The organism is Agrobacterium leguminum (assembly GCF_005144435.2).
Classification (GTDB): Bacteria; Pseudomonadota; Alphaproteobacteria; order Rhizobiales; family Rhizobiaceae; genus Agrobacterium; species Agrobacterium leguminum.
On sequence record NZ_CP120211.1, the window covers coordinates 1624415 to 1646767 of the forward strand.

The following is a 22353-nucleotide window of genomic DNA, read 5'->3' on the forward strand; positions in this document are numbered from 1 at the left end:
AATGGACTGCCTTTCGATATGCGACCGGTTAAGATTACCAGCGGTAATGCGAGAATGCGCGGTTGGCGTCGGCCATCTTGTGCGTGTCTTCGCGCTTCTTGACAGCGGAACCGCGGTTGTTCGCAGCGTCCATGAGTTCGCCGGAAAGGCGATCGACCATGGTCGTTTCGTTGCGCTTGCGGGCAGCCGTGATCAGCCAGCGGATAGCGAGGGCCTGACGGCGCTCGGGGCGAACGTCGACGGGAACCTGATACGTGGCACCACCAACGCGGCGCGAACGCACTTCAACGTGCGGAGCAACGTTGTCGAGGGCGGAGTGGAACACGCCGAGCGGCTCCTGCTTCGTCTTGCCCTGAACGACGTCGAACGCGCCGTAAACGATGCTTTCTGCGACCGACTTCTTGCCGTGAAGCATGATGGCGTTCATGAACTTGGTGACGACCAGATCGCCGAACTTCGGGTCCGGGTTGATCTCACGCTTTTCTGCACTATGGCGACGGGACATATTCTTTGTCTCTCAATGTTATTGACGCTAAACCACGCGGAGAACCTCGCGCAGCGCCGGAATTTGTTTAAACCCGAATTACTTCGGACGCTTCGCACCGTACTTGGAGCGGCGCTGCTTGCGGTTCTTGACGCCCTGGGTATCGAGAACACCGCGGATGATGTGGTAACGCACGCCCGGCAAGTCCTTTACGCGGCCGCCGCGGATCATGACCACGGAGTGTTCCTGAAGGTTGTGACCTTCGCCCGGAATGTAGCCGATGACTTCGAAGCCGTTGGTGAGGCGGATCTTGGCAACCTTACGCAGAGCCGAGTTCGGCTTCTTCGGGGTCGTCGTGTAAACGCGGGTGCAAACACCACGCTTCTGCGGGTTTTCCTGAAGAGCAGGAACCTTGTTGCGCTTTACCTGTGCCTGGCGAGGCTTGCGGATCAGCTGGTTTACGGTAGGCATATAACCATCCCTTGCAAAAACTACTTTAGCCACCCTCACGGGTGGCGGCTATGCCGTTGCCGGCGACGATGCACGCATATATCCTCATGCGCAAAACGTGGCCCGATCCGTTTTCACGGATGGACCACCAAGAGCAGAGGACACCGGATGAGGCGTCTTGCGTGCAACATTCGTGTCTTCTACGTGCAATGGAGACCCGTTTGAGATGATGTTCGGGAAAAAGGTTACCGAACGGCCAGCACCCACAGAGGCTCCGATGGCGGGCGTACTACTGTTTTAGCCAGCTTTCGTCAAGGGTGAATCCACATTTTGCGCCGCCACCCATGGCCGCAAAGCCCACGTCCGGGCCATTTCCAACCCGCTTTAACATAAGTCGGCACAGAAGGCAGCGATTTTGACCTCCACGCTTTGGCTTTTCATAAAATCCGTCTATTGATTCCCCATGGCGGGCCGGAGCGGCTCCGCCATGGGCGGGACCGATTCCCTCGGCCCGCATCACAGCAACGACAGATCAAGGAACCGCGTCATGAGCACCCTCCCCGACAACGACAACGGACGCGACGAGCCGATGGTCTTCATCGTCATCGGCAAGGCCTATGAGACCGACAATTCCGAGGGCATCGACATCCACGTCATCCTGCGCGCGCCGGATGACGATACCGCCGTGCGCGAAACGCTGAACGCGCTTTCCGAGGAAGGTTTCATCGAAGCCGATCTCGACCAGATCGGCATGCTGACCGACGTGCCGGATGAAGAGCCGCACGCCTCCGCCTATCAGGGCGCGCTCGAAGGCGAAGTCGCCATCATCCGCTTCGCTTGAGGCGCAGGTCCGTGGCGGTAAGACGTGTCGTCGCCAACATCGCAACGCCGGAACCCGCGCGGGCTCAGGCGTTCTATGGCGATATTCTCGGCATGACCGTCGCCATGGACCACGGCTGGATCCTGACCTATGCCAGTCCGCTCGAAGCCAGGGCGCAGGTCAGCTTCGCAAGCGAAGGCGGCTCCGGCACGGCAGTGCCGGACCTTTCCATCGAGGTCGATAATTTCGAGGAGATCCACGAAAGAATCCTGAAAGCGGGCTTGCCGATCGACTATGGCCCGGTTACCGAAGCCTGGGGCGTGCGCCGGCTGTTTCTGCGCGATCCCTTTGGCAAATTGGTCAATATATTAAGTCACTCATAGATTATATACTTTGAGTACAATAGTATTATTTGATTATACGTTGAACAATACCGGAATATGAGGTTTAAATAGCCCCGACACAAGATTCCAGTGACGGGTTGAATACTATATTGTCGGCAGACATTATCGATGACATTTATGAGGCAGCGCTTTTCCCCGATCGTTGGGCACAGGTCATTGCCGCCATCGGCCACCGGCTGGATTTCTGGGGTGGCGCCCTTACCTGGGGCAAGGGTGAAGAAGAAGCCTGGCTTTACACGCCCAATTTCCAGGAGCTGATGCAGGCCTTCATGGATGGCGGCTGGAACCGCCGAAACGACCGCCTCACCCGCGCAATCCGTGAGGGGCAATTTTCCTTCGTACAGGATTTCGATGTCTTCACCCATGATGAATGGGCCGGCCTGCCGATCGTGCGCGATTTCCTCATACCCCGCGGACTGGGATATGGCGCGGCCACCCAGGTTGCCCCGCCCGACCATCCGGCAATGACGGTGCTTTTCGAACGCAAGCTCGATAGCGGCATCATCGGGCCTGAAACCATGGCGGCGCTCGACCGGCTGAGACCGCATATTGCCCGCAGCCTCACGCTGGCAACCCGGCTGCAGCGGCAGAAAGCCGATGCCATGACGCTTGGACTGAACGCCATCGGGGCGCCGGCGGCGGTGCTTCAGGCGAGCGGACGTGTGCTTTCTGCAAACGACATGTTTCTCTCCCTCAGGAAATGTATTTCCCCCCGCGCCCACGACAGGATCGTGATTGCCGACGAAAGAGTGAACCGGCTGCTCTATAAGGCGCTTGCCGGGCATAATATCGGCTCGTTCCCGCTGCCGACCGGCGAAGATCGGTCCTGCATCCTCCACGTCATACCGTTGCGCAGGAACGCACTGGATCTGTCCCCGAAAGGCTGCGCCATCGTGCTGATATCGCAACCCATGGGCACCGTCGCCGACGCGACCTCACTGCTAAAGGGGCTTTACGACCTCACCAGGGGCGAGGCCCGTGTGGCGCTGGAAATCATGAAGGGGCTTTCGCTTCCCGCCGTGGCGAAGCAATTGCAGATTTCCCACGAAACGGTGCGCAGCAACGCCAAGTCGATCTATGCGAAGACCGGCAGCACCGGCCAGACCGATCTCGTTCGCCGGCTTTCCGTCCTCACCCGTTATAACATCCGCGAACAGGGCTGAGCCCGCCGCACGTGGCTGGAGACGCCGGCCGACCGCAAAAGCCACAGGTCCCTGTTCCACATAAACAAAAACGCCCGGATTGCTCCGGGCGTTTTGTTCTGAACTTTGGCGGGGCTTCGCAAAGCCCCTGCCCTTCTCTGCCTTATTCGGCGGCCGGAGCTTGGTCCGTCATGTCCTGCAGCATCTGGTTCGCAGAGCCTGCACCGGTGCCCTTGCGACGTTCCTCGAGAATGAGGTCGTCGCGCGAGGTGGCGATGCGGCGGATCTGCGTCATGGTGCCGCCAGTACCGGCCGGGATGAGACGGCCGACGATGACGTTTTCCTTGAGGCCCTGCAGCGTATCCGTCTTGCCGGCGATTGCAGCTTCCGTGAGAACCTTGGTGGTTTCCTGGAAGGATGCGGCCGAGATGAAGGACGGCGTCTGCAGCGAAGCCTTGGTGATGCCGAGCAGGACAGGATCGCCGTAAGCCGGCTTCTTGCCCTCTTCGATCAGACGGTCATTCATGTCGTCCAGCTCGATACGGTCGACATTGTCGCCGACGATGTACTGGCTGTCGCCCGCATCGGTGATTTCAACCTTCTGCAGCATCTGGCGAACGATCACCTCGATGTGCTTGTCGTTGATCACAACGCCCTGCAGACGGTAGACTTCCTGGATTTCGTTCACGAGGTAGGAAGCCAGAGCCTCCACGCCCTTGATCGCCAGAATGTCGTGCGGTGCCGGGTTACCGTCGAGGATGTATTCACCCTTTTCGATATAGTCGCCTTCCTGAAGATGGAAGGGCTTGCCCTTCGGGATCAGGTATTCGACCGGCTCGACGCCGTCTTCCGCAGGCTCGATCATCACGCGACGCTTGTTCTTGTAGTCGCGGCCAAGACGGATCGTACCATCGATCTCTGCGATGATGGCGTGGTCCTTCGGACGACGGGCTTCGAACAGTTCGGCAACGCGCGGCAGACCGCCGGTGATGTCCTTCGTCTTGGCGCTTTCCAGCGGCGAACGTGCAAGCACGTCACCCTGGGAGACCTTCGCACCCGGCTCGACCGACAGGATGGCGTCGACCGAGAGCTGGAAGCGGGCTTCGCCACCACGGGCAAGCTTCGCAACCGCACCGGAAGCGTCCTTGATGACGATCGCGGGCTTGAGGTCCGAACCGCGCGGCGTCGAACGCCAGTCGATAACCTGACGCTTGGTGATGCCGGTAGATTCGTCGGTGGCTTCCAGAACGGAAAGACCATCGACGAGGTCCTCGAAGTGAACGGTACCTTCCACTTCCGTCATCATCGGACGGGTGTAGGGGTCCCACTCTGCAAGACGCTGACCGCGCTTAACCTTGTCGCCGTCGTCAACGAAGATCTTCGAACCATAGGCAACGCGCTGCGAAGAACGCTCCTGACCACGCTCATCGAGAATGGTGACGGCCATGTTACGGCCCATCGCGATGAGTGCGCCTTCGGAGTTGCGCAGGATGTTGCGGTTCTTGATCGCAATCGTGCCCTCGTAAGAGGCTTCGAGGAACGACTGGTCGACCACGTTCGCCGTACCGCCAAGGTGGAAGGTACGCATGGTAAGCTGCGTGCCCGGTTCACCGATGGACTGTGCGGCGATGACGCCGACGGCTTCGCCCATGTTGACAGGCGTACCACGTGCAAGGTCACGACCGTAGCACACGCCGCAGACGCCGATCTGCACTTCGCAGGTCAGAGCCGAACGGATGCGGACGGACTGGATACCGGCCTTCTCGATGGCGGCCACGTCGGCTTCGTCGATCAGCGTGCCGGCCTTGACGATGTTTTCGCCGGAAACCGGATGATCGATGTCGTCCAGAGCCGTACGGCCGAGGATACGTGCGCCGAGCGAGGCAACGACCTGACCGGCATCGACGATGGCGGTCATGGTGAGGCCCTTGTCGGTGCCGCAATCCCTGGAGTTGACGATGCAATCCTGCGCGACGTCGACGAGACGACGGGTCAGGTAACCCGAGTTCGCCGTCTTCAGGGCGGTGTCTGCGAGACCCTTACGGGCACCGTGGGTCGAGTTGAAGTACTCGTTAACGGTCAGGCCTTCCTTGAAGTTCGAGATGATCGGCGTCTCGATGATTTCACCCGACGGCTTCGCCATCAGGCCGCGCATGCCGCCCAGCTGACGCATCTGGTTCGGAGAACCACGAGCACCCGAGTGGGACATCATGTAGATGGAGTTCATCGGCTTCTGGCGGCCCGTTTCCGGATCGAACTCGACAGCCTTGATGCGTGCCATCATCTCTTCGGCGACCTTTTCGGTAGCCTTGCCCCAGGCGTCGACAACCTTGTTGTACTTTTCGCCCTGGGTAATGAGACCATCGTTATACTGCTGTTCGTATTCCTTCACGAGAGCTTCGGTGTCGCCGACGATCTTCACCTTGCTGTCCGGAATAACCATGTCGTCCTTGCCGAACGAAATGCCGGCGCGGCAGGCATGGGCAAAGCCGAGCTGCATGATGCGGTCGCAGAAGATGACCGTGTCCTTCTGGCCGCAATGACGGTAGACCGTGTCGATCATCTTGGAGATGTTCTTCTTGGTCATTTCCTGGTTGCAGACGTCGAAAGGCACGTTGACGTTCTTCGGCAGAAGTTCGCCGATGAGCATACGGCCGGGGGTCGTCTCATGGATCTTCGAAACCGGCTTGCCATCGGCATCCACGGTCTTGAAGCGGCCACGGATCTTGGCATGCAGCGTCACGACCTTGTTTTCAAGCGCGTGATGCAACTCGCCGATATCCGAGAAGGCCATGCCTTCGCCCGGCTCGTTCTGGTTCATGATCGACAGGTAATACAGGCCGAGAACCATGTCCTGCGAAGGAACGATGATCGGGTGGCCGTTTGCCGGATGCAGGATGTTGTTGGTCGACATCATCAGCACGCGCGCTTCGAGCTGGGCTTCCAGCGAAAGCGGAACGTGGACAGCCATCTGGTCACCGTCGAAGTCGGCGTTGAAGGCCGTGCAGACGAGCGGGTGCAGCTGGATGGCCTTGCCTTCGACCAGCATGGGTTCGAAAGCCTGGATACCCAGACGGTGCAGCGTCGGTGCGCGGTTCAGGAGAACCGGATGCTCGCGGATGACCTCGTCGAGGATATCCCAGACTTCCGGCTTTTCCTTTTCAACCAGCTTCTTGGCCTGCTTGACGGTCGAGGAATAACCCTTGGCGTCGAGGCGGGCATAGATGAACGGCTTGAACAGTTCGAGCGCCATCTTCTTCGGCAGGCCGCACTGGTGCAGCTTCAGTTCCGGACCGGTCACGATGACCGAACGGCCGGAATAGTCGACGCGCTTGCCGAGAAGGTTCTGGCGGAAGCGGCCCTGCTTGCCCTTGAGCATGTCGGAGAGCGACTTCAGCGGACGCTTGTTGGCACCCGTGATGACGCGACCGCGACGGCCGTTGTCGAACAGCGCATCGACGGATTCCTGCAACATACGCTTTTCGTTGCGGATGATGATACCAGGCGCACGAAGCTCGATCAGGCGCTTCAGACGGTTGTTACGGTTGATGACGCGGCGATAGAGATCGTTGAGGTCGGACGTCGCGAAACGGCCGCCATCCAGCGGAACCAGCGGGCGCAGGTCCGGTGGAATGACCGGAACGACCTTCATGATCATCCATTCCGGACGGTTGCCGCTTTCCATGAAGTTCTCGACGATCTTCAGGCGCTTCATCAGCTTCTTCTGCTTCAGGTCAGAAGTCGTTTCAGCAAGCTCGACGCGCAGGTCGCCGGCGATCTTTTCGAGGTTCATCGAAGCCAGCATCTCATAGATGGCTTCAGCGCCGATCATGGCGGTGAACTGGTCTTCGCCGAATTCGTCGACGGCGATCATGTACTCTTCTTCGGACAGAAGCTGGTTCTGCTTCAGCGAAGTGAGGCCCGGTTCGGTGACGATGTAGTTCTCGAAATAGAGAACGCGCTCGACATCCTTCAGCGTCATGTCGAGCAGGGTCGAGATACGCGAGGGAAGCGATTTCAGGAACCAGATATGGGCAACCGGCGCTGCGAGCTCGATATGGCCCATGCGCTCACGGCGAACGCGCGACAGCGTGACTTCAACGCCGCACTTTTCGCAGATGATGCCCTTGTACTTCATGCGCTTGTACTTGCCGCACAGGCACTCATAGTCCTTGATCGGTCCGAAGATGCGCGCGCAGAAGAGACCGTCGCGTTCCGGCTTGAACGTACGGTAGTTGATGGTTTCCGGCTTCTTGATCTCGCCGTAGGACCACGACAGGATTTTTTCCGGCGAAGCGATCGAAATCCGGATGGAATCGAAATGCTGCGCAGGCACCTGAGGATTGAAAAGATTCATGACCTCTTGGTTCATGCCTTGTCTCCTTGAGAGGCTAGCTGCTGCCCCTGTTTGCATCTGGACCGGCTTCTTCCCGGGTCACCGTCCAGAGCTTTAAATACGGATTAACCGCATAATGCGGCGAAAGTGTCCCGAACCGGCCAATACCGTCCGGGAAACCGGCAGGCGCCCTTGAAGGCGCCCGCCTCTATCGTCTTATTCCGCCGCGTCGGGCAGCTGGTCTTCGGGCTGGTTCTCGATCTTCGAGTTTTCCAGTTCGACCGAAAGACCGAGCGACCGCATTTCCTTGACGAGAACGTTGAAGCTCTCCGGAATACCGGCCTCGAAGGTGTCGTCGCCACGGACGATCGCTTCGTAGACCTTGGTGCGGCCCGCCACGTCGTCCGACTTGACGGTGAGCATTTCCTGCAGCGTGTAAGCCGCGCCGTATGCTTCCAGAGCCCAGACTTCCATTTCCCCGAAGCGCTGTCCGCCGAACTGCGCCTTGCCGCCCAGCGGCTGCTGGGTAACGAGCGAGTAAGGACCGATCGAGCGAGCGTGGATCTTGTCGTCGACAAGGTGGTTCAGCTTGATCATGTACATGTAGCCGACGGTGACCTTGCGGTCGAACGGCTCACCGGTACGACCGTCGTAAAGGACGGACTGACCGGATTCATGCAGACCTGCCTTCTTCAGCATCGCGGCGACGTCAGGCTCATGCGCACCGTCGAAAACCGGGGTCGCGATGGAAACACCGCGCTTGGCTTCTTCGGCAAGCTTGACGAGCGAATCGTCATCGAAACGCTGAACCTCGTCATTGGCTTCAGACGCGTAGATTTCCGTCAGCTCGCTGCGAAGCTCGCTGATGTCCATCGTCTTGCGATACTCTTCGAGCATCTCGCCGATCTTCTTGCCCATGCCTGCGCATGCCCATGCGAGGTGGGTTTCGAGGATCTGGCCGACGTTCATGCGCGAAGGCACGCCGAGCGGGTTCAAGCAGATGTCGACATGCGTGCCGTCTTCGAGGAACGGCATGTCCTCGACCGGAACGATACGCGAGACGACGCCCTTGTTACCGTGACGGCCGGCCATCTTGTCGCCCGGCTGGATCTTGCGCTTAACGGCAACGAAGACCTTGACCATCTTCATGACGCCCGGAGGCATTTCATCGCCGCGCTGGACCTTTTCGACCTTGTCCATGAAGCGCTGTTCAAGGCGCGACTTGGATTCGTCGTACTGGCCGCGAAGCGCTTCCAGCTCGGACTGAGCCTTCTCGTCTTCGACCGCGAACATCCACCACTGCGAGCGGGGATATTCGGAAACGACGGCGTTAGAAAGCTCGACGCCCTTCTTGAAGCCCTTCGGACCGGCGATGGAAACGTGGCCACGCAGCATGTCGATCAGACGGCCGTAGACGTTACGGTCGAGGATCGCCTGCTCGTCGTCGCGGTCCTTCGCCAGACGTTCGATCTCTTCGCGCTCGATAGCCATCGCGCGCTCGTCCTTCTCCACACCGTGACGGTTGAAGACGCGGACTTCGACGACAGTACCGAACGTGCCCGGAGGCATGCGCATGGAAGTGTCGCGAACGTCGGAAGCCTTTTCACCGAAGATGGCGCGCAGAAGCTTTTCTTCCGGCGTCATCGGGCTTTCGCCCTTCGGCGTGATTTTGCCGACGAGGATGTCGCCCGGCTGAACTTCCGCACCGATGTAAACGATACCGGCTTCGTCGAGGTTCTTCAGCGCTTCTTCCGAAACGTTCGGAATGTCGCGCGTGATTTCTTCCGGACCAAGCTTGGTGTCGCGCGCCATCACTTCGAATTCTTCGATGTGGATGGAGGTGAACACGTCGTCGGAAACGATACGCTCCGACATCAGGATCGAGTCTTCGTAGTTGTAGCCGTTCCAGGGCATGAACGCGACGAGCGCGTTGCGGCCGAGAGCCAGATCGCCGAGGTCGGTCGACGGACCGTCCGCGATGATATCGCCCTTGGAGATGTTGTCGCCGACGGAAACCAGCGGACGCTGGTTGACGCAGGTGTTCTGGTTCGAACGCTGGAACTTCTGCAGACGGTAGATGTCAACACCGGACTTGCCGGCATCGAGGTCTTCCGTGGCGCGGATAACGATACGGGTCGCATCCACCTGATCGACCACACCGCCACGACGGGCTGCGATGGCAGCGCCGGAGTCACGGGCGACGATCGGCTCCATGCCGGTACCGACGAACGGCGCCTCGGCGCGCAGAAGCGGAACGGCCTGACGCTGCATGTTCGAGCCCATGAGAGCGCGGTTGGCGTCGTCGTTTTCCAGGAACGGAATGAGAGCCGCTGCGACCGAAACGAGCTGCTTCGGCGAAACGTCCATCAGGTTGATGTTGTCACGCGGTGCGAGCATAACTTCGCCCGAGTGACGGCAGACGACGAACTCTTCCGAGAACGAACCGTCTTCATTGAGCGGCGCGTTGGCCTGCGCGACGTAATACTTGGCCTCTTCCATGGCGGAGAGGTAGATCACGTCGTTGGTCACCTTGCCGTCGACGATCTTGCGGTACGGGCTTTCGATGAAGCCGTACTTGTTGACGCGGGCGAAGGTTGCAAGCGAGTTGATCAGACCGATATTCGGGCCTTCCGGCGTTTCGATCGGGCAAATACGGCCGTAATGGGTCGGGTGAACGTCGCGGACTTCGAAGCCGGCGCGCTCGCGGGTCAGACCACCCGGTCCAAGAGCTGAAAGACGGCGCTTGTGGGTGATTTCCGAAAGCGGGTTCACCTGGTCCATGAACTGCGACAGCTGCGAGGAACCGAAGAATTCGCGAACGGCGGCGGCTGCCGGCTTCGCGTTGATCAGGTCCTGCGGCATCACGGTGTCGATTTCGATCGAGGACATACGTTCCTTGATCGCACGTTCCATGCGCAGAAGGCCCAGACGATACTGGTTTTCCATCAGTTCGCCGACAGAACGGACACGGCGGTTGCCGAGGTTGTCGATGTCGTCGATTTCGCCCTTGCCGTCGCGCAGTTCGACCAGCATCTTGACGACGGCGAGGATGTCTTCCTTGCGCAGCGTGCGCACGGTGTCTTCCGCATCGAGGTCGAGGCGCATGTTCATCTTGACGCGGCCGACGGCCGACAGGTCGTAACGCTCTGCATCGAAGAACAGCGAGTTGAACATCGCTTCCGCCGATTCCATGGTCGGCGGCTCACCCGGACGCATGACGCGGTAGATGTCGAACAGAGCTTCCTGACGGTTCTCGTTCTTGTCGGCAGACAGCGTGTTGCGGATATAGGCGCCAACATTGACGTGGTCGATGTTGAGGACCGGAATCTCGTCGAAGCCGGACTGCAGGATGAGACCGAGGGTCTTCTCGTCGATTTCGTCGCCGGCTTCGAGATAGATTTCACCCGTCTCGTAGTTGACGATGTCTTCGGCCAGATAGTTGCCGTAGAGGTCTTCGTCGGTCGCCTTCAGTGCCTTGAGGCCCTTCTCCGTCAGCTGACGGATCAGGCGCGGGGTCAGCTTCTTGCCACCTTCGACCACGACTTCGCCGGTATCGGCGTCGATCATGTCGGTGATGACCTTGGCGTTCTTCAGCGTCTCGGGCTGGAACGGAATGCGCCAGCCGTCGCCGTCGCGCTCATAGGAAGCCTTGGTATAGAAGGTCGACAGAATGTCTTCGCCATCCATCCCAAGCGCCATCAACAGCGAGGTCACGGGGATCTTGCGGCGACGGTCGATACGCGCATAGACGATGTCCTTGGCGTCGAACTCGATGTCGAGCCAGGAACCGCGATAGGGGATGACGCGGGCAGCGAAGAGCAGCTTGCCGGAAGAATGGCTCTTGCCCTTGTCGTGATCGAAGAACACGCCCGGCGAACGGTGCATCTGCGAAACGATGACGCGCTCGGTGCCGTTGACGATGAACGTACCGTTATTGGTCATGAGCGGCATGTCGCCCATGTAGACGGACTGTTCCTTGATGTCCTTGATGGACTTCGCGCCCGTATCTTCATCGATATCGAACACGATGAGGCGCAGCGTCACTTTCAGCGGCGCAGCATAGGTCAGATCGCGCTGACGGCATTCCTCGACGTCGAACTTCGGCGCTTCGAATTCGTAGGACACGAATTCAAGCATGGAGGCGCCGGAAAAATCGGTGATCGGGAATACGGACTTGAATACGGCATTCAATCCCTCGTCGGGACGGCCACCCTTGGGCTCGTCAACCATGAGAAACTGGTCGTACGAAGCCTTCTGAACCTCGATGAGGTTCGGCATTTCCGCTACTTCTGGAATTTTGCCGAAAAACTTGCGTACGCGCCTGCGACCGTTAAACGAAAGGGTCTGAGCCATCGTCGCTCCTTTAAAATTGCATCCGGGCCTGCAACGGACGGGAACCGATGGCCAGTCGATCCCGTCAAGCAATGGGTGTCATCAATCTCGTTCCACATCCCGGATCGATCAGGCCGGATTGCCTAGATGAGCCGGTTCGGAACCATTCTCTTGAAGAACCCATTACCCAAAAGCCATTTTCACGCGGCTTTTGGGTAATGAGTTTTAAAAACGATGACGACGGAAAGGGGCATAAAGCCCCTTCCCGCCAGTAATCGCAAGATTACTTAACGTCGACCTTAGCGCCGGCTTCTTCAAGCTTCTTCTTGAGATCAGCAGCTTCAGCCTTGGAAACAGCTTCCTTGACAGCCTTCGGAGCGCCTTCAACGAGGTCCTTGGCTTCCTTCAGGCCGAGGCCCGTGATAGCGCGGACTTCCTTGATGACGTTGATCTTGTTGGCGCCAGCGTCAACCAGGATCACGTCGAATTCAGTCTTTTCTTCTTCAGCAGCAGCAGCAGCGCCTGCACCGCCAGCAACAGCAGCAACAGCTACCGGAGCAGCAGCGGAAACGCCCCACTTTTCTTCGAGAAGCTTGGACAGTTCTGCAGCTTCCAGAACGGTCAGCGAGGAGAGGTCGTCTACGATCTTTGCGAGATCAGCCATTTTGATAGTTCCTTTTGTTCAGTTCGAACCAGTTTGAATATTTACAGCGAAAAACCGCCTTAAGCGGCTTCGTCCTTCTTGGCGTAAGCCGAGAACACCCGTGCCAGCTGGCTTGCAGGTGCGGCGACAACCGTAGCGACGCGGGTTGCCGGGGCATTGAGAAGGCCCAGCAGCTTTGCGCGCAGCTCGTCCAGCGAAGGCAGGGTCGCAAGCGACTTGACTGCTTCAGCGTTGAGCGTGGTTGCACCCATGGCGCCACCGAGAACAACGACCTTGTCGTTGGTCTTGGCGAAATCCATGACGACTTTCGGAGCGATCATCGGGTCGACGCTGTATGCAATCAGCGTCTGGCCCTTGAAGAGATCTGTCATCCCTTCCGACTCCGTGCCCTGAAGAGCGATCTTGGCCAGGCGGTTCTTCGCGACCTTGACGGTGCCTCCGGCAGCGCGCATCTTCGAACGGAAGTCGTTCATCTGCGCAACGGTGACACCAGCATAGTGGGCCACGACAACCGAACCGGAAGCCTTGAAGACTTCGTTCAGCTCCGTGACGAATTCGCGTTTTTCCGCTCTTTCCACTGTCTGTCTCCAGTAGACGGGAACACAACATGTGAACCCGTCGGGTTTGCCTTTGCCCCAAGGGACCTTTTTACAAAGATCCCGAGCGACGCTCGAGGATCCTGTCCCCCGCTCTGTCGCCGCAAACGGCTTCAGGCACAGGCACACCAGGTTCGAACCGGACAGTCAGGCATCTAGGATGCCTCAAATCCAGCCTCACCCGTCTCATGCAGGTTGAATGATTAAGGCCAGGTCCCGAAAGACATGGCCACCCGCAATCTCGGACAGGAGTTCCGGGGTTTCCCCGGAAATCTCCGGCTCCTGGGAGCCGGAAATTCTTTTATTCACACTTCCCGTGGGAAGCGCGAGAATTGATTAAGCCGTAACCGACGAAGGGTCGATCTTGACGCCCGGACCCATGGTCGAGGAAATCGCGACGCGCTTGACGTAGTTGCCCTTGGCACCCGTCGGCTTTGCCTTGATGACGGCATCGGCGAAAGCCTTGATGTTTTCTTCAAGAGCCTTGGCGTCGAACGAAGCCTTGCCAACGCCAGCGTGTACGATACCGGCCTTTTCGACGCGGAACTCGACAGCGCCGCCCTTGGACGCCTTGACGGCGCCGGCAACATCCATCGTCACCGTACCGACCTTCGGGTTCGGCATCATGCCACGCGGGCCGAGTACCTTGCCGAGACGGCCGACGAGCGGCATCATGTCCGGGGTCGCGATGCAACGATCGAAGTCGATCTTGCCGCCCTGAACGATTTCAACCAGTTCTTCTGCACCAACAACGTCAGCGCCAGCAGCCGTGGCTTCATCAGCCTTGGCGCCACGGGCGAAAACGGCGACGCGAACGTCACGGCCGGTGCCGTTCGGCAGGTTGACAACGCCACGAACCATCTGGTCCGCATGGCGCGGGTCAACGCCGAGGTTCATCGAAACTTCAACGGTTTCGTCGAACTTGGCGACAGCACGTTCCTTGACCATCGAAATGGCGTCGGTGAGAACGTAAAGCTTGTTAGGATCCACGCCTTCGCGGATCTTCTGAGTGCGCTTTGCTACCTTGGCCATGATCAACCTACCACTTCCAGGCCCATGGCGCGGGCGGAGCCCTCAACCATTGCCATTGCGCCTTCGATGTCGGCTGCGTTCAGATCCTTCATCTTGGCTTCAGCGATCGTCTTGACCTGAGCCTTGGTGATGGAGCCGACCTTGGCGCCCTTGCCAGGCGTCTTGGAACCGGAGGTGATCTTTGCTTCCTTCTTCAGCCAGTAGGTCATCGGCGGCTGCTTCATGACGAAGGTGAAGGACTTGTCCTGGTAATAGGTGATGACGACCGGGATCGGCATACCCTTTTCCATTTCCTGCGTGGCGGCATTGAACGCCTTGCAGAATTCCATGATGTTAATGCCACGCTGACCAAGTGCCGGACCGATCGGCGGGGACGGATTGGCCGCCCCGGCCTTTACCTGCAACTTGAGCTGGCCTGCAACTTTCTTAGCCATATCTCTCTGCCTTTCAATTCAAACCGGTTACCCGGCTTCTCTTAAGCCGGATTGCTCCGGCGGCTGCGGTTGCGTGGTGCGGCGCCCTGCCCCGGCTTAAAGAGCCAGTTAGCCTTCCACGCGCTTGGGGTCTCGCCCCGCCAATCAGACCTTTTCGACCTGATTGTATTCCAGCTCGACCGGCGTAGCGCGGCCGAAAATCGACACTTCCACCTTCAGGCGCGAACGCTCTTCGTCGACATCCTGAACCACGCCGTTGAACGACGCGAACGGACCGTCGGAAACGCGAACCTGCTCGCCGATCTCGAACGAAACCGAAGACTTCGGACGCTCGACACCTTCCTGAACCTGACCGAGGATACGCTCGGCTTCATAATCGGGAATCGGAACAGGCTTGCTGTCCGAACCGAGGAAACCGGTAACCTTCGGCGTGTTCTTGATGAGGTGATAGGCCTCATCCGTCAGGTTGGCGCGCACCAGCACGTAACCTGGAAAAAACTTGCGCTCGCTGTCGACCTTGCGGCCGCGACGCACCTCGACCACCTTTTCGGTCGGCACGAGGATTTTCTCGAAAAGATGATCCAGACCCTTCTGACGGGCCTTTTCCTCGATCGACTCGGCGACCTTCTTTTCGAAATTCGAATATGCGTGAACGATATACCAGCGCGCTGCCATTTTTATTCTCCGTTCGATCCTTCCACCAGGCCTTTGACCGCGCCGTTACCGGCCTACGTTCAGCACCAGGCTAAGCAGCCAGCCGATGAGCTGATCCGCAGCAAAGAAGAACAGAGCCGCAAAAATGACCATCACCAGCACCATAGCCGTCGAAATCATGGTCTCGCGGCGCGACGGCCAAGTGATTTTTGACGCTTCGGCGCGAACCTGCTGCAGAAACGTAAACGGATTGGTTTTGGATGCCATTGACTGCCCACGCAATTACGGCGCGTAAAGCCGAACTAATCAGCCCCACGCACCGCGTGTCTGTTTTGACCCTACATAAACACCGATTCCCTTTTTAACAAGAGGAAATCGACATTCCGCGAAATTCGCCGGAAATCCGGCACCCATCTGCCATGCAGCGAGGACCCGCGCTTGCGAATGGAAAGTGGCAGGGGCAGAGGGGCTCGAACCCCCGACCTGCGGTTTTGGAGACCGCCGCTCTACCAACTGAGCTATACCCCTTGATCACCTGAACCGGCTGCGAAATCGCTTGGCCAATTCGGTATGCGCTCCTTTAAGGTGCAGGGAAAAGAATGGCAAGTGTGTTTTTTGTTTTTTCACATTGTCTGGCAAAATACCCCGGCATGCCCCTCCCACGGGTACATCGTTCAATTCGCTGATCTTCCCCGCATTTCATAGGAACGCCCATGAGCATCTATCTCGTCCGTCACGGCCAGACCGAATTCAACGCCGTTCGCCGCTGGCAGGGTCAGGTCGATTCGCCGCTGACGGAACTGGGGCGACAACAGGCGATGCGCATGGGCCGCAGGCTCGCCGCGCTGATCGAAACCGATGAAGTCCATATTTTCTCCAGCCCGCTCGGCAGGGCGAGGCAGACCTGCGAAATCGTCGCAGGCGAAATCGGCATGATCGACGGCATCACCCTCGATCCCGGCCTGATGGAGATCGGCATGGGCGTATGGGACGGCATGACGGATTACGAGATCGATTATGAATATCCCGGCATGCGCGACGGGCTGGATCGATACGAATGGTTCTTCCACGCGCCGGGCGGTGAGACGTTCGAAAGAATGACAAGCCGGGTGGCCCGCAGCCTGGAGACCATTCAGCAGAGACAGGCGCGCGATGCGATCGTCATCTGCCACGGCATCACCAGCCGCCTGTTGCGCGGCGTCTATGCGAACCTTCCAAAGGAGGAAGCATTGCGCCTCGATGTGCCGCAGGACGCATTCTTCCATCTCAAGGATGGCGACATCGTCCGCATCGACTGCTGAGAGTCCGTTTCGAAACTCGGCGGCGGAGAGCCGGCAGGTGATTTTTGTGTCTGGCAAGAAGAAGATCGAAGGCGATATCCGATGATATCGTCAAGATTTTCGACGCAGCCAGACGCAAAATGCATCGCCGGATCGACCCGTCCGACGTTTTCAAACGGACTCTGACCCTTTCGGGCAATAAAAAACCCCGCTGTCTCCAGCGGGGTTTTCTCAAATCCCTTGCGGGAAAAGATTACTCGACGATCGAAGCCACGATGCCTGCGCCGACGGTACGGCCGCCTTCGCGGATAGCGAAGCGCAGCTTTTCTTCCATCGCGATCGGAACGATCAGCTCGACGTCAACGGTCACGTTGTCGCCAGGCATAACCATTTCCGTGCCTTCCGGAAGCGTAACGATGCCCGTTACGTCCGTCGTGCGGAAGTAGAACTGCGGACGGTAGTTCGTGAAGAACGGCGTATGACGGCCGCCTTCTTCCTTCGTCAGGATGTAGGCTTCGGCCTTGAACTTCTTGTGCGGCTTAACCGAACCCGGCTTGCACAGGATCTGACCACGCTCGACGCCGTCACGGTTAACACCGCGAACCAGTGCGCCGATGTTGTCGCCGGCCTGGCCCTGGTCGAGCAGCTTGCGGAACATTTCAACGCCGGTAACCGTCGTCTTCGAGGTCGGACGGATGCCGACGATTTCGACTTCTTCGCCAACCTTGACGATACCGCGCTCAACGCGACCCGTCACAACCGTACCACGGCCAGAGATCGAGAACACGTCTTCGATCGGCATCAGGAACGGCTGGTCGATCGGACGCTCAGGCGTCGGGATGTAGGCGTCAACCGCAGCCATCAGCTCGCGGATCGCGTCTTCACCGATCTTCTTGTCGCTGTCTTCAAGAGCAGCAAGGGCCGAACCCTTGATGATCGGGATATCGTCGCCCGGGAAATCGTAGGACGACAGAAGTTCGCGAACTTCAAGCTCGACGAGCTCGAGAAGCTCGGCGTCGTCAACCTGGTCGACCTTGTTGAGGAACACGACGATCGCCGGAACGCCAACCTGACGGGCAAGCAGGATGTGCTCGCGGGTCTGCGGCATCGGGCCGTCGGCAGCCGAGCAAACCAGGATCGCGCCGTCCATCTGGGCAGCACCGGTGATCATGTTCTTCACGTAGTCGGCGTGGCCGGGGCAGTCGACGTGCGCGTAGTGACGGGCAGGCGTTTCGTATTCAACGTGCGCCGTCGAAATCGTGATACCACGGGCCTTTTCTTCAGGCGCGGCGTCGATCTGGTCATACGCCTTGAATTCGCCGAAGAACTTCGTGATCGCTGCCGTCAGCGACGTCTTGCCATGGTCAACGTGACCGATCGTGCCAATGTTGACGTGCGGCTTATTGCGCTCAAACTTGCTCTTTGCCATGTGAATTGCTTCCTGTGAACGTGAAGTAGTTTCCCCGGCGTACCGGTTTGGTGTCGCCGTTTAAGGCTTTGTAAGCGAATGCGCAAGACTTAATTGTGAAAGCGTCTTCGCGCGCGCTCTAAGCGTGCCTTGAGGCCCGTATATGGTATCTGATTTGCGACATTCAAACCCTCGCGAGGGCGAAGCGGGCATCCGCTCGATGGCCCCATCCTTCGGAATGGCCGATCACTAAATAAGATATTTCTATCACAACTTCTTTACCTGCACCGGCATGATGGCTTAAGGACATTTCATCGCCGGGGGGAGACGGGCGACTGGAACCCGGCGCGAACGCGCCATCCCAAGCCATATCTCGATCCGTCGCTTCCCTCGCGACCTCTCTATCCGTTTCAGGACCATCCCATGGAAATCTTCACAGCTGCCGGTTTCACGGCATTCTTACAGGTCATCGCAATCGACCTCGTGCTGGCGGGCGATAACGCCATCGTCATCGGCCTTGCCGCCGCCGGTCTGCCCGCTCACCTCCGCCGCAAGGCGATCCTGGTCGGCATCATCGCCGCCACGGTTCTGCGCATCGGCTTTGCCGCCGTCACCGTGCAGCTTCTCGCCATTGTCGGCCTGCAATTGTTCGGCGGCCTGCTGCTCGCCTGGGTGTGCTGGAAGATGTGGGTCGAACTGCGTGAGGCCGCAGGCTCCATCGAAGACGAGGTGACGGACGAAGAGGCCGACCTGACCAAGGGGCACAAGACCTTCTTCCAGGCCGCGACCCAGATCGTCATCGCCGATGTTTCCATGTCGCTGGATAACGTCCTTGCCGTCGCCGGCGCCGCACAGGAACATGTGACGGTGCTCATCATCGGCCTCGTCGTTTCGATTGCGCTCATGGGCCTCGCCGCCAACTTCGTCGCCAAGCTGCTGCACCGCTATCGCTGGATTTCCTATCTCGGCCTGATGGTCATCATCTATGTCGCCCTCAACATGCTGTATCACGGCACGCTCGAGGTTCTGCCCTATCTCCAGCCCTATCTGAGCTGAAACGACCAGCAGACACGCTTCTCCACAAGGCCCGGAAACGCCGTTTCCGGGCCTTTTTCATGGCCTGCGCCCGTCAGGTCGCCTCATCCTCTTTGCCGTCGCAGGGCAGGAAGAATCAATCGCCGCGCTTGCTGCAACATCGGGAGAAGACAGGGAAATCGTGAATTTTCGCCGATGGATTCTGACAATTGAGGTCAGCCACGGGCAAGCCTAGGGAGCTAGTCAATAAGTCATAATAATAAAAAGAAAGGTAAAGCTGCCAATGGCTTATGACTGGAGCGGCGGTCGTACCCGCCGCCTTCGCAGGGTGAGGCTCGGTGTTGTCGCCAGCTCTCTTATCCTGCTGGCGCTTCTTGCGTCGCTCGTTCTTGGCTGAACGCGCCGCGCGCGCACTCCCACGCTGACCGGCGGCATGGCAAGGTTTTCAGAAACCGCCCTGCCGCCGCTCCTTTGCGGGAAGGAGCAGACGCTCAGGATTTCCTGGCCTCGACGCAATGAACCGGCTGCTTCATCTCCGGATCCGCCATCAGATCGTAAAGATCCGCCTCCTCGCCCTTCGACCACCAGACATAAATGCCGCCCTGATATTTCGCGCCCGAGCCGGAAATGACATTTGCGGCAACGGTGACACCATCCTTCAGCCCCAGCCGCACGAGGCTGATCTCACCGGCATTGAAATAGACGGCCTCCACCTTGTCGGCGGCGCATTGATAGACGGTCTCCACCTTTTCGACCGTCGTGTCTTTCGGAAGCGGAATCACCAGCTCTTCAGCCATGGCGCCGGTAGCGACCGACATGGAGAAAGCTGCAAGGCATGTCGCGGCAACGGATTTTTTCATGATGACCCTTTCCTGATTTCACCGAACCATAAGGTCACGCCAGCAAAGCCGAAATGGGGCGGTCGCCTCGCACCATATCAAATTTTCGGGAATATCGGCCTCGCAGGCATAAGGCGGCTTTGTCGCCGCACAGGCCCTGCGGCACTTTCATTCAGGCCGGCAAGCTGTGGCAAAACCTATCGAAACAGCCAATAAACGACGCCAAGGATCACCGTCCACATCAGCAGCGATATGGCCAGCACGGTGAGATAGTTTCGAAATCGTCTGGTCATCCGCCCACATTGCCGGCGAGCCGTCATCGGACAGCCGCAGCCGTTGAATTGCTGGATGCGGATCAAGCCGCAGGGTCAAGTCTTTCTATCAAGAGACTGAATCGCAAGCCATTCGCAGATTTTACCCACCCGAAAACGGGGTTGCCCCATACGGCACGTTTCCACCCATCAAGGAACGGAGCCATCCGCGATCAGGTCCTGATCGCGGACAAGAAGCGATATCCGCATCTGCCGGGAATGGCGGCAAGGAAAAAAGGGCGCAAGGGCAAACGATCGCAGCCGAATCGACTCACGCGTTATCCGAAACCATGTCGGATAACGCGCCAGTGCCGGCGGTAATCCGCCCCCGCCTGTCTCAGCTCTTCAGGGCCGTGTTGCACAGGCTCCAGTAGCCGCCGCCCTTCTGTATCCATTTCAGATCGCCGAGCGTGCCGTCATTCTTGTTCTTGTGATAGGAGTCGACACAGGTTTTCAGGCGGGCCTTTGCGGGCGTCTCGCTTGAATATTTCTTATCGACAGCACTCGGGAAAGCGACGCCCTTCGGGGCCTTTGTCGTCGCTTTTGCGGGTTCTTTTTCGGTGGTGGCCGCGACCTGCTTGTCGTCGGCCGCATCCTCGGCTGCCGCCTCGCTGCCGCAGAACTTGGCGCGATAGTCGTTCCACTTGACGTCCTTGGCCGACCCGTCGGCTTTCGCCGCCTGATATTTCACGCTGCACTCCTTCATGGTGAGTGCGGCTGCGGGGGAGACAAACGCCGCCGATGCCAGCAGCGCAAAGGATGAGAGAATGACAACCCTGTTAAACATTGAAGACTCCCGTTTGCATGATTGCCGGCCGACTATCTGACCGGATTTTCCGCTTGTCAACGAGCAGTGCGAAAGGACGGGAAGCGAAGCAGGTGGGAATGGAACTTGCTTGCCGGACACACCGTCTTCCCGGTGAAGGCAGCATCGCACCGTCATCATAAACGCCGCCGCAGGACCGGGAGCACCCCGATATTGCCGCTTCAACCGCCTCCCGCGCCCAGCCCGGAGAATCACGTGTTCGTGTGGCGTCAACCCTTCACCGGAACGAATTTCCTAAGTTTTCGTTAGCATACCGAACGAATAACGAGGATTTATCGATGTTGAGGATGCCGAAGACCATCTCCGCGCTCGCTCTTGGCGTCGCGATATCTGCCGCTGCTGTCGTGCCCGCCCATGGGTTGAGCCTCATACAGCCGGCCTACGAAACACAGGCGCAGGCGCAGAATTCAGATCAGCGAGGCTACCCCGCGTCTGCCTTTGCGGCGGGGAAAGGCGAAGAGGCCACGCCCAACGGCTACGCCCTCTCTCAAGCCGAAATCGACCATATAAAATGGTGTGCGGCGCGTTACACATCCTACCACCCCACCGACAACAGCTACATGGCTCCTGCCGGCACGCGGACGCAGTGCCGCTCACCCTATTGATTCGGCTGAGGCCCGGGCTGCATCTCCAGCCCGGGCCGTTGCCGACAAGATAAAATTTACCTTAAATTCTACTGATCTGAACCTTTTGCCCGGCCAGCCGTTTGAAGGCGTGCCAACGGGGAAAACGCGATGTTCTGGAATCTGGAAAAGCTTGAGCAGGAGCGACTTGATCTGATCGAGGTCATCACGGCCCTGCGTCGCGTGGAGCGCCTGTCGAAAACGGATCGCACCTCGATCTTTGAGGAAATCACGGCGCATATGGGAAGGCTGAGCGAACTGGACGCGGAAAAACTGCGGATCCAGTCAGCGCTGGAGCCATCCTGAAGACGCGTTCTGCATGGAGCCCTGTCGTATTCAGTCGCGATAACAGCCGACACCATGTCACTGAATGCGCCTTGGCTCATCCAAGGGCGAGGTATTTGGCGATCGTGAGATCAGCCACCATCGTTTCATTGATCAGAGGCTTCATTGTTACCGGGTTAGCCAATCGGCCAGCGTGCACTAGCATCTGGACCGCATCGAAAATCTCGGAATGCACTTTTTCGGATAAGTGCGCCGATGTCAGCGGCACCTTGATCGCGTCCAACGCTTGGTTGTTCATCAGCAGTGCGCCAAGCAGAGCCTGCTCCGCCTCTTTGTTCGCAGGGATAAATTTGTGGTTCATTGTGTTCGCGCTGCCTCCCTATTGCAACTAGACATAG

The 22353-nt window shown here is 58.6% G+C and carries 21 protein-coding genes and 1 tRNA gene; 7 read left to right on the forward strand and 15 right to left on the reverse strand.

Going from position 1 to position 22353, the window contains the following annotated elements; translation table 11 throughout:
* Window positions 1–34: 34 nt before the first annotated feature.
* A complete protein-coding gene (gene rpsG / locus CFBP4996_RS08075) occupies window positions 35–505 on the reverse strand; it encodes a 30S ribosomal protein S7 (RefSeq protein WP_003507761.1) in 471 nt (156 codons plus the stop codon).
* A gap of 78 nt (window positions 506–583) precedes the next feature.
* Window positions 584–955 carry a 30S ribosomal protein S12 gene (gene rpsL, locus CFBP4996_RS08080; RefSeq protein ID WP_003507760.1) on the reverse strand — a complete coding sequence of 124 codons (372 nt, stop codon included), beginning with the start codon at window positions 953–955 and terminating at the stop codon, window positions 584–586.
* 526 nt (window positions 956–1481) lie between these two features.
* Between rpsL and CFBP4996_RS08085 the strand changes: the two genes are divergently transcribed.
* From CFBP4996_RS08085 to CFBP4996_RS08095, 3 genes are all read left to right on the forward strand, one after another.
* Window positions 1482–1775 carry a hypothetical protein gene (locus CFBP4996_RS08085; RefSeq protein ID WP_035262574.1) on the forward strand — a complete coding sequence of 98 codons (294 nt, stop codon included), beginning with the start codon at window positions 1482–1484 and terminating at the stop codon, window positions 1773–1775.
* 11 nt (window positions 1776–1786) lie between these two features.
* Complete coding sequence (locus tag CFBP4996_RS08090; RefSeq protein ID WP_035262580.1) at window positions 1787–2137, forward strand: VOC family protein; 351 nt, start codon at window positions 1787–1789, stop codon at window positions 2135–2137.
* Between the two features lie 98 nt (window positions 2138–2235).
* On the forward strand, window positions 2236–3321 hold the full coding sequence (locus CFBP4996_RS08095; protein WP_080851572.1) for a helix-turn-helix transcriptional regulator: 1086 nt from the start codon (window positions 2236–2238) through the stop codon (window positions 3319–3321).
* A gap of 142 nt (window positions 3322–3463) precedes the next feature.
* Here the strand turns inward: CFBP4996_RS08095 and rpoC are convergent, their stop codons facing one another.
* The 9 genes from rpoC to CFBP4996_RS08140 form a co-directional block, all read right to left on the reverse strand.
* Window positions 3464–7672, reverse strand: coding sequence for a DNA-directed RNA polymerase subunit beta' (gene rpoC, locus CFBP4996_RS08100; protein WP_059762645.1), 4209 nt, complete (start codon window positions 7670–7672; stop codon window positions 3464–3466).
* Window positions 7673–7852: 180 nt separating this feature from the next.
* Window positions 7853–11989: a DNA-directed RNA polymerase subunit beta gene (rpoB, locus tag CFBP4996_RS08105; protein ID WP_003523727.1), complete on the reverse strand. Its 4137-nt coding sequence runs from the start codon at window positions 11987–11989 to the stop codon at window positions 7853–7855.
* Window positions 11990–12251: 262 nt separating this feature from the next.
* Window positions 12252–12632, reverse strand: a complete 381-nt coding sequence (rplL, locus tag CFBP4996_RS08110) for a 50S ribosomal protein L7/L12 (RefSeq protein WP_003523726.1) — start codon at window positions 12630–12632, stop codon at window positions 12252–12254.
* A 59-nt stretch (window positions 12633–12691) separates the two neighbouring features.
* Window positions 12692–13210, reverse strand: a complete 519-nt coding sequence (gene rplJ, locus CFBP4996_RS08115) for a 50S ribosomal protein L10 (RefSeq protein WP_003523725.1) — start codon at window positions 13208–13210, stop codon at window positions 12692–12694.
* A gap of 354 nt (window positions 13211–13564) precedes the next feature.
* Window positions 13565–14260, reverse strand: a complete 696-nt coding sequence (gene rplA / locus CFBP4996_RS08120) for a 50S ribosomal protein L1 (protein ID WP_080851570.1) — start codon at window positions 14258–14260, stop codon at window positions 13565–13567.
* Between the two features lie 2 nt (window positions 14261–14262).
* Entirely contained in the window at window positions 14263–14694 is a 432-nt protein-coding gene (gene rplK / locus CFBP4996_RS08125) for a 50S ribosomal protein L11 (protein ID WP_003523723.1), read from the reverse strand.
* 144 nt (window positions 14695–14838) lie between these two features.
* A complete protein-coding gene (nusG, locus tag CFBP4996_RS08130) occupies window positions 14839–15369 on the reverse strand; it encodes a transcription termination/antitermination protein NusG (protein ID WP_003523721.1) in 531 nt (176 codons plus the stop codon).
* A 45-nt stretch (window positions 15370–15414) separates the two neighbouring features.
* Complete coding sequence (gene secE, locus CFBP4996_RS08135; RefSeq protein ID WP_003523719.1) at window positions 15415–15615, reverse strand: preprotein translocase subunit SecE; 201 nt, start codon at window positions 15613–15615, stop codon at window positions 15415–15417.
* A gap of 185 nt (window positions 15616–15800) precedes the next feature.
* A tRNA-Trp gene (locus CFBP4996_RS08140) sits at window positions 15801–15876 on the reverse strand.
* Between the two features lie 185 nt (window positions 15877–16061).
* On the opposite strand from CFBP4996_RS08140, the gene CFBP4996_RS08145 reads away from it, so the two are divergent.
* A complete protein-coding gene (locus CFBP4996_RS08145) occupies window positions 16062–16649 on the forward strand; it encodes a histidine phosphatase family protein (RefSeq protein ID WP_020812237.1) in 588 nt (195 codons plus the stop codon).
* Between the two features lie 232 nt (window positions 16650–16881).
* Here the strand turns inward: CFBP4996_RS08145 and tuf are convergent, their stop codons facing one another.
* Window positions 16882–18057 (reverse strand): elongation factor Tu, encoded by a 1176-nt coding sequence (gene tuf, locus CFBP4996_RS08150; protein ID WP_003525183.1) that lies wholly within the window; start codon window positions 18055–18057, stop codon window positions 16882–16884.
* A 402-nt stretch (window positions 18058–18459) separates the two neighbouring features.
* Between tuf and CFBP4996_RS08155 the strand changes: the two genes are divergently transcribed.
* Window positions 18460–19092 (forward strand): TerC family protein, encoded by a 633-nt coding sequence (locus tag CFBP4996_RS08155; protein ID WP_035263395.1) that lies wholly within the window; start codon window positions 18460–18462, stop codon window positions 19090–19092.
* 470 nt (window positions 19093–19562) lie between these two features.
* Here the strand turns inward: CFBP4996_RS08155 and CFBP4996_RS08160 are convergent, their stop codons facing one another.
* Together CFBP4996_RS08160 and CFBP4996_RS08165 are read right to left on the reverse strand one after the other, a co-directional pair.
* Complete coding sequence (locus CFBP4996_RS08160; protein ID WP_080851568.1) at window positions 19563–19931, reverse strand: MliC family protein; 369 nt, start codon at window positions 19929–19931, stop codon at window positions 19563–19565.
* Window positions 19932–20558: 627 nt separating this feature from the next.
* Entirely contained in the window at window positions 20559–21008 is a 450-nt protein-coding gene (locus tag CFBP4996_RS08165) for a hypothetical protein (RefSeq protein WP_035263391.1), read from the reverse strand.
* A 317-nt stretch (window positions 21009–21325) separates the two neighbouring features.
* Here CFBP4996_RS08165 and CFBP4996_RS08170 point away from each other — a divergent pair, with 317 nt between their 5' ends.
* Together CFBP4996_RS08170 and CFBP4996_RS08175 are read left to right on the forward strand one after the other, a co-directional pair.
* On the forward strand, window positions 21326–21652 hold the full coding sequence (locus CFBP4996_RS08170; protein ID WP_080851567.1) for a BA14K family protein: 327 nt from the start codon (window positions 21326–21328) through the stop codon (window positions 21650–21652).
* A gap of 129 nt (window positions 21653–21781) precedes the next feature.
* The gene (locus CFBP4996_RS08175) at window positions 21782–21976 is read left to right on the forward strand and encodes a hypothetical protein (protein WP_035263387.1); all 195 of its coding nucleotides are present in this window, start codon (window positions 21782–21784) and stop codon (window positions 21974–21976) included.
* A 76-nt stretch (window positions 21977–22052) separates the two neighbouring features.
* On the opposite strand, the gene CFBP4996_RS08180 is transcribed toward CFBP4996_RS08175, so the two are convergent.
* Entirely contained in the window at window positions 22053–22316 is a 264-nt protein-coding gene (locus tag CFBP4996_RS08180; protein ID WP_080851565.1) for a DnaB-like helicase N-terminal domain-containing protein, read from the reverse strand.
* Window positions 22317–22353 lie beyond the last annotated feature (37 nt).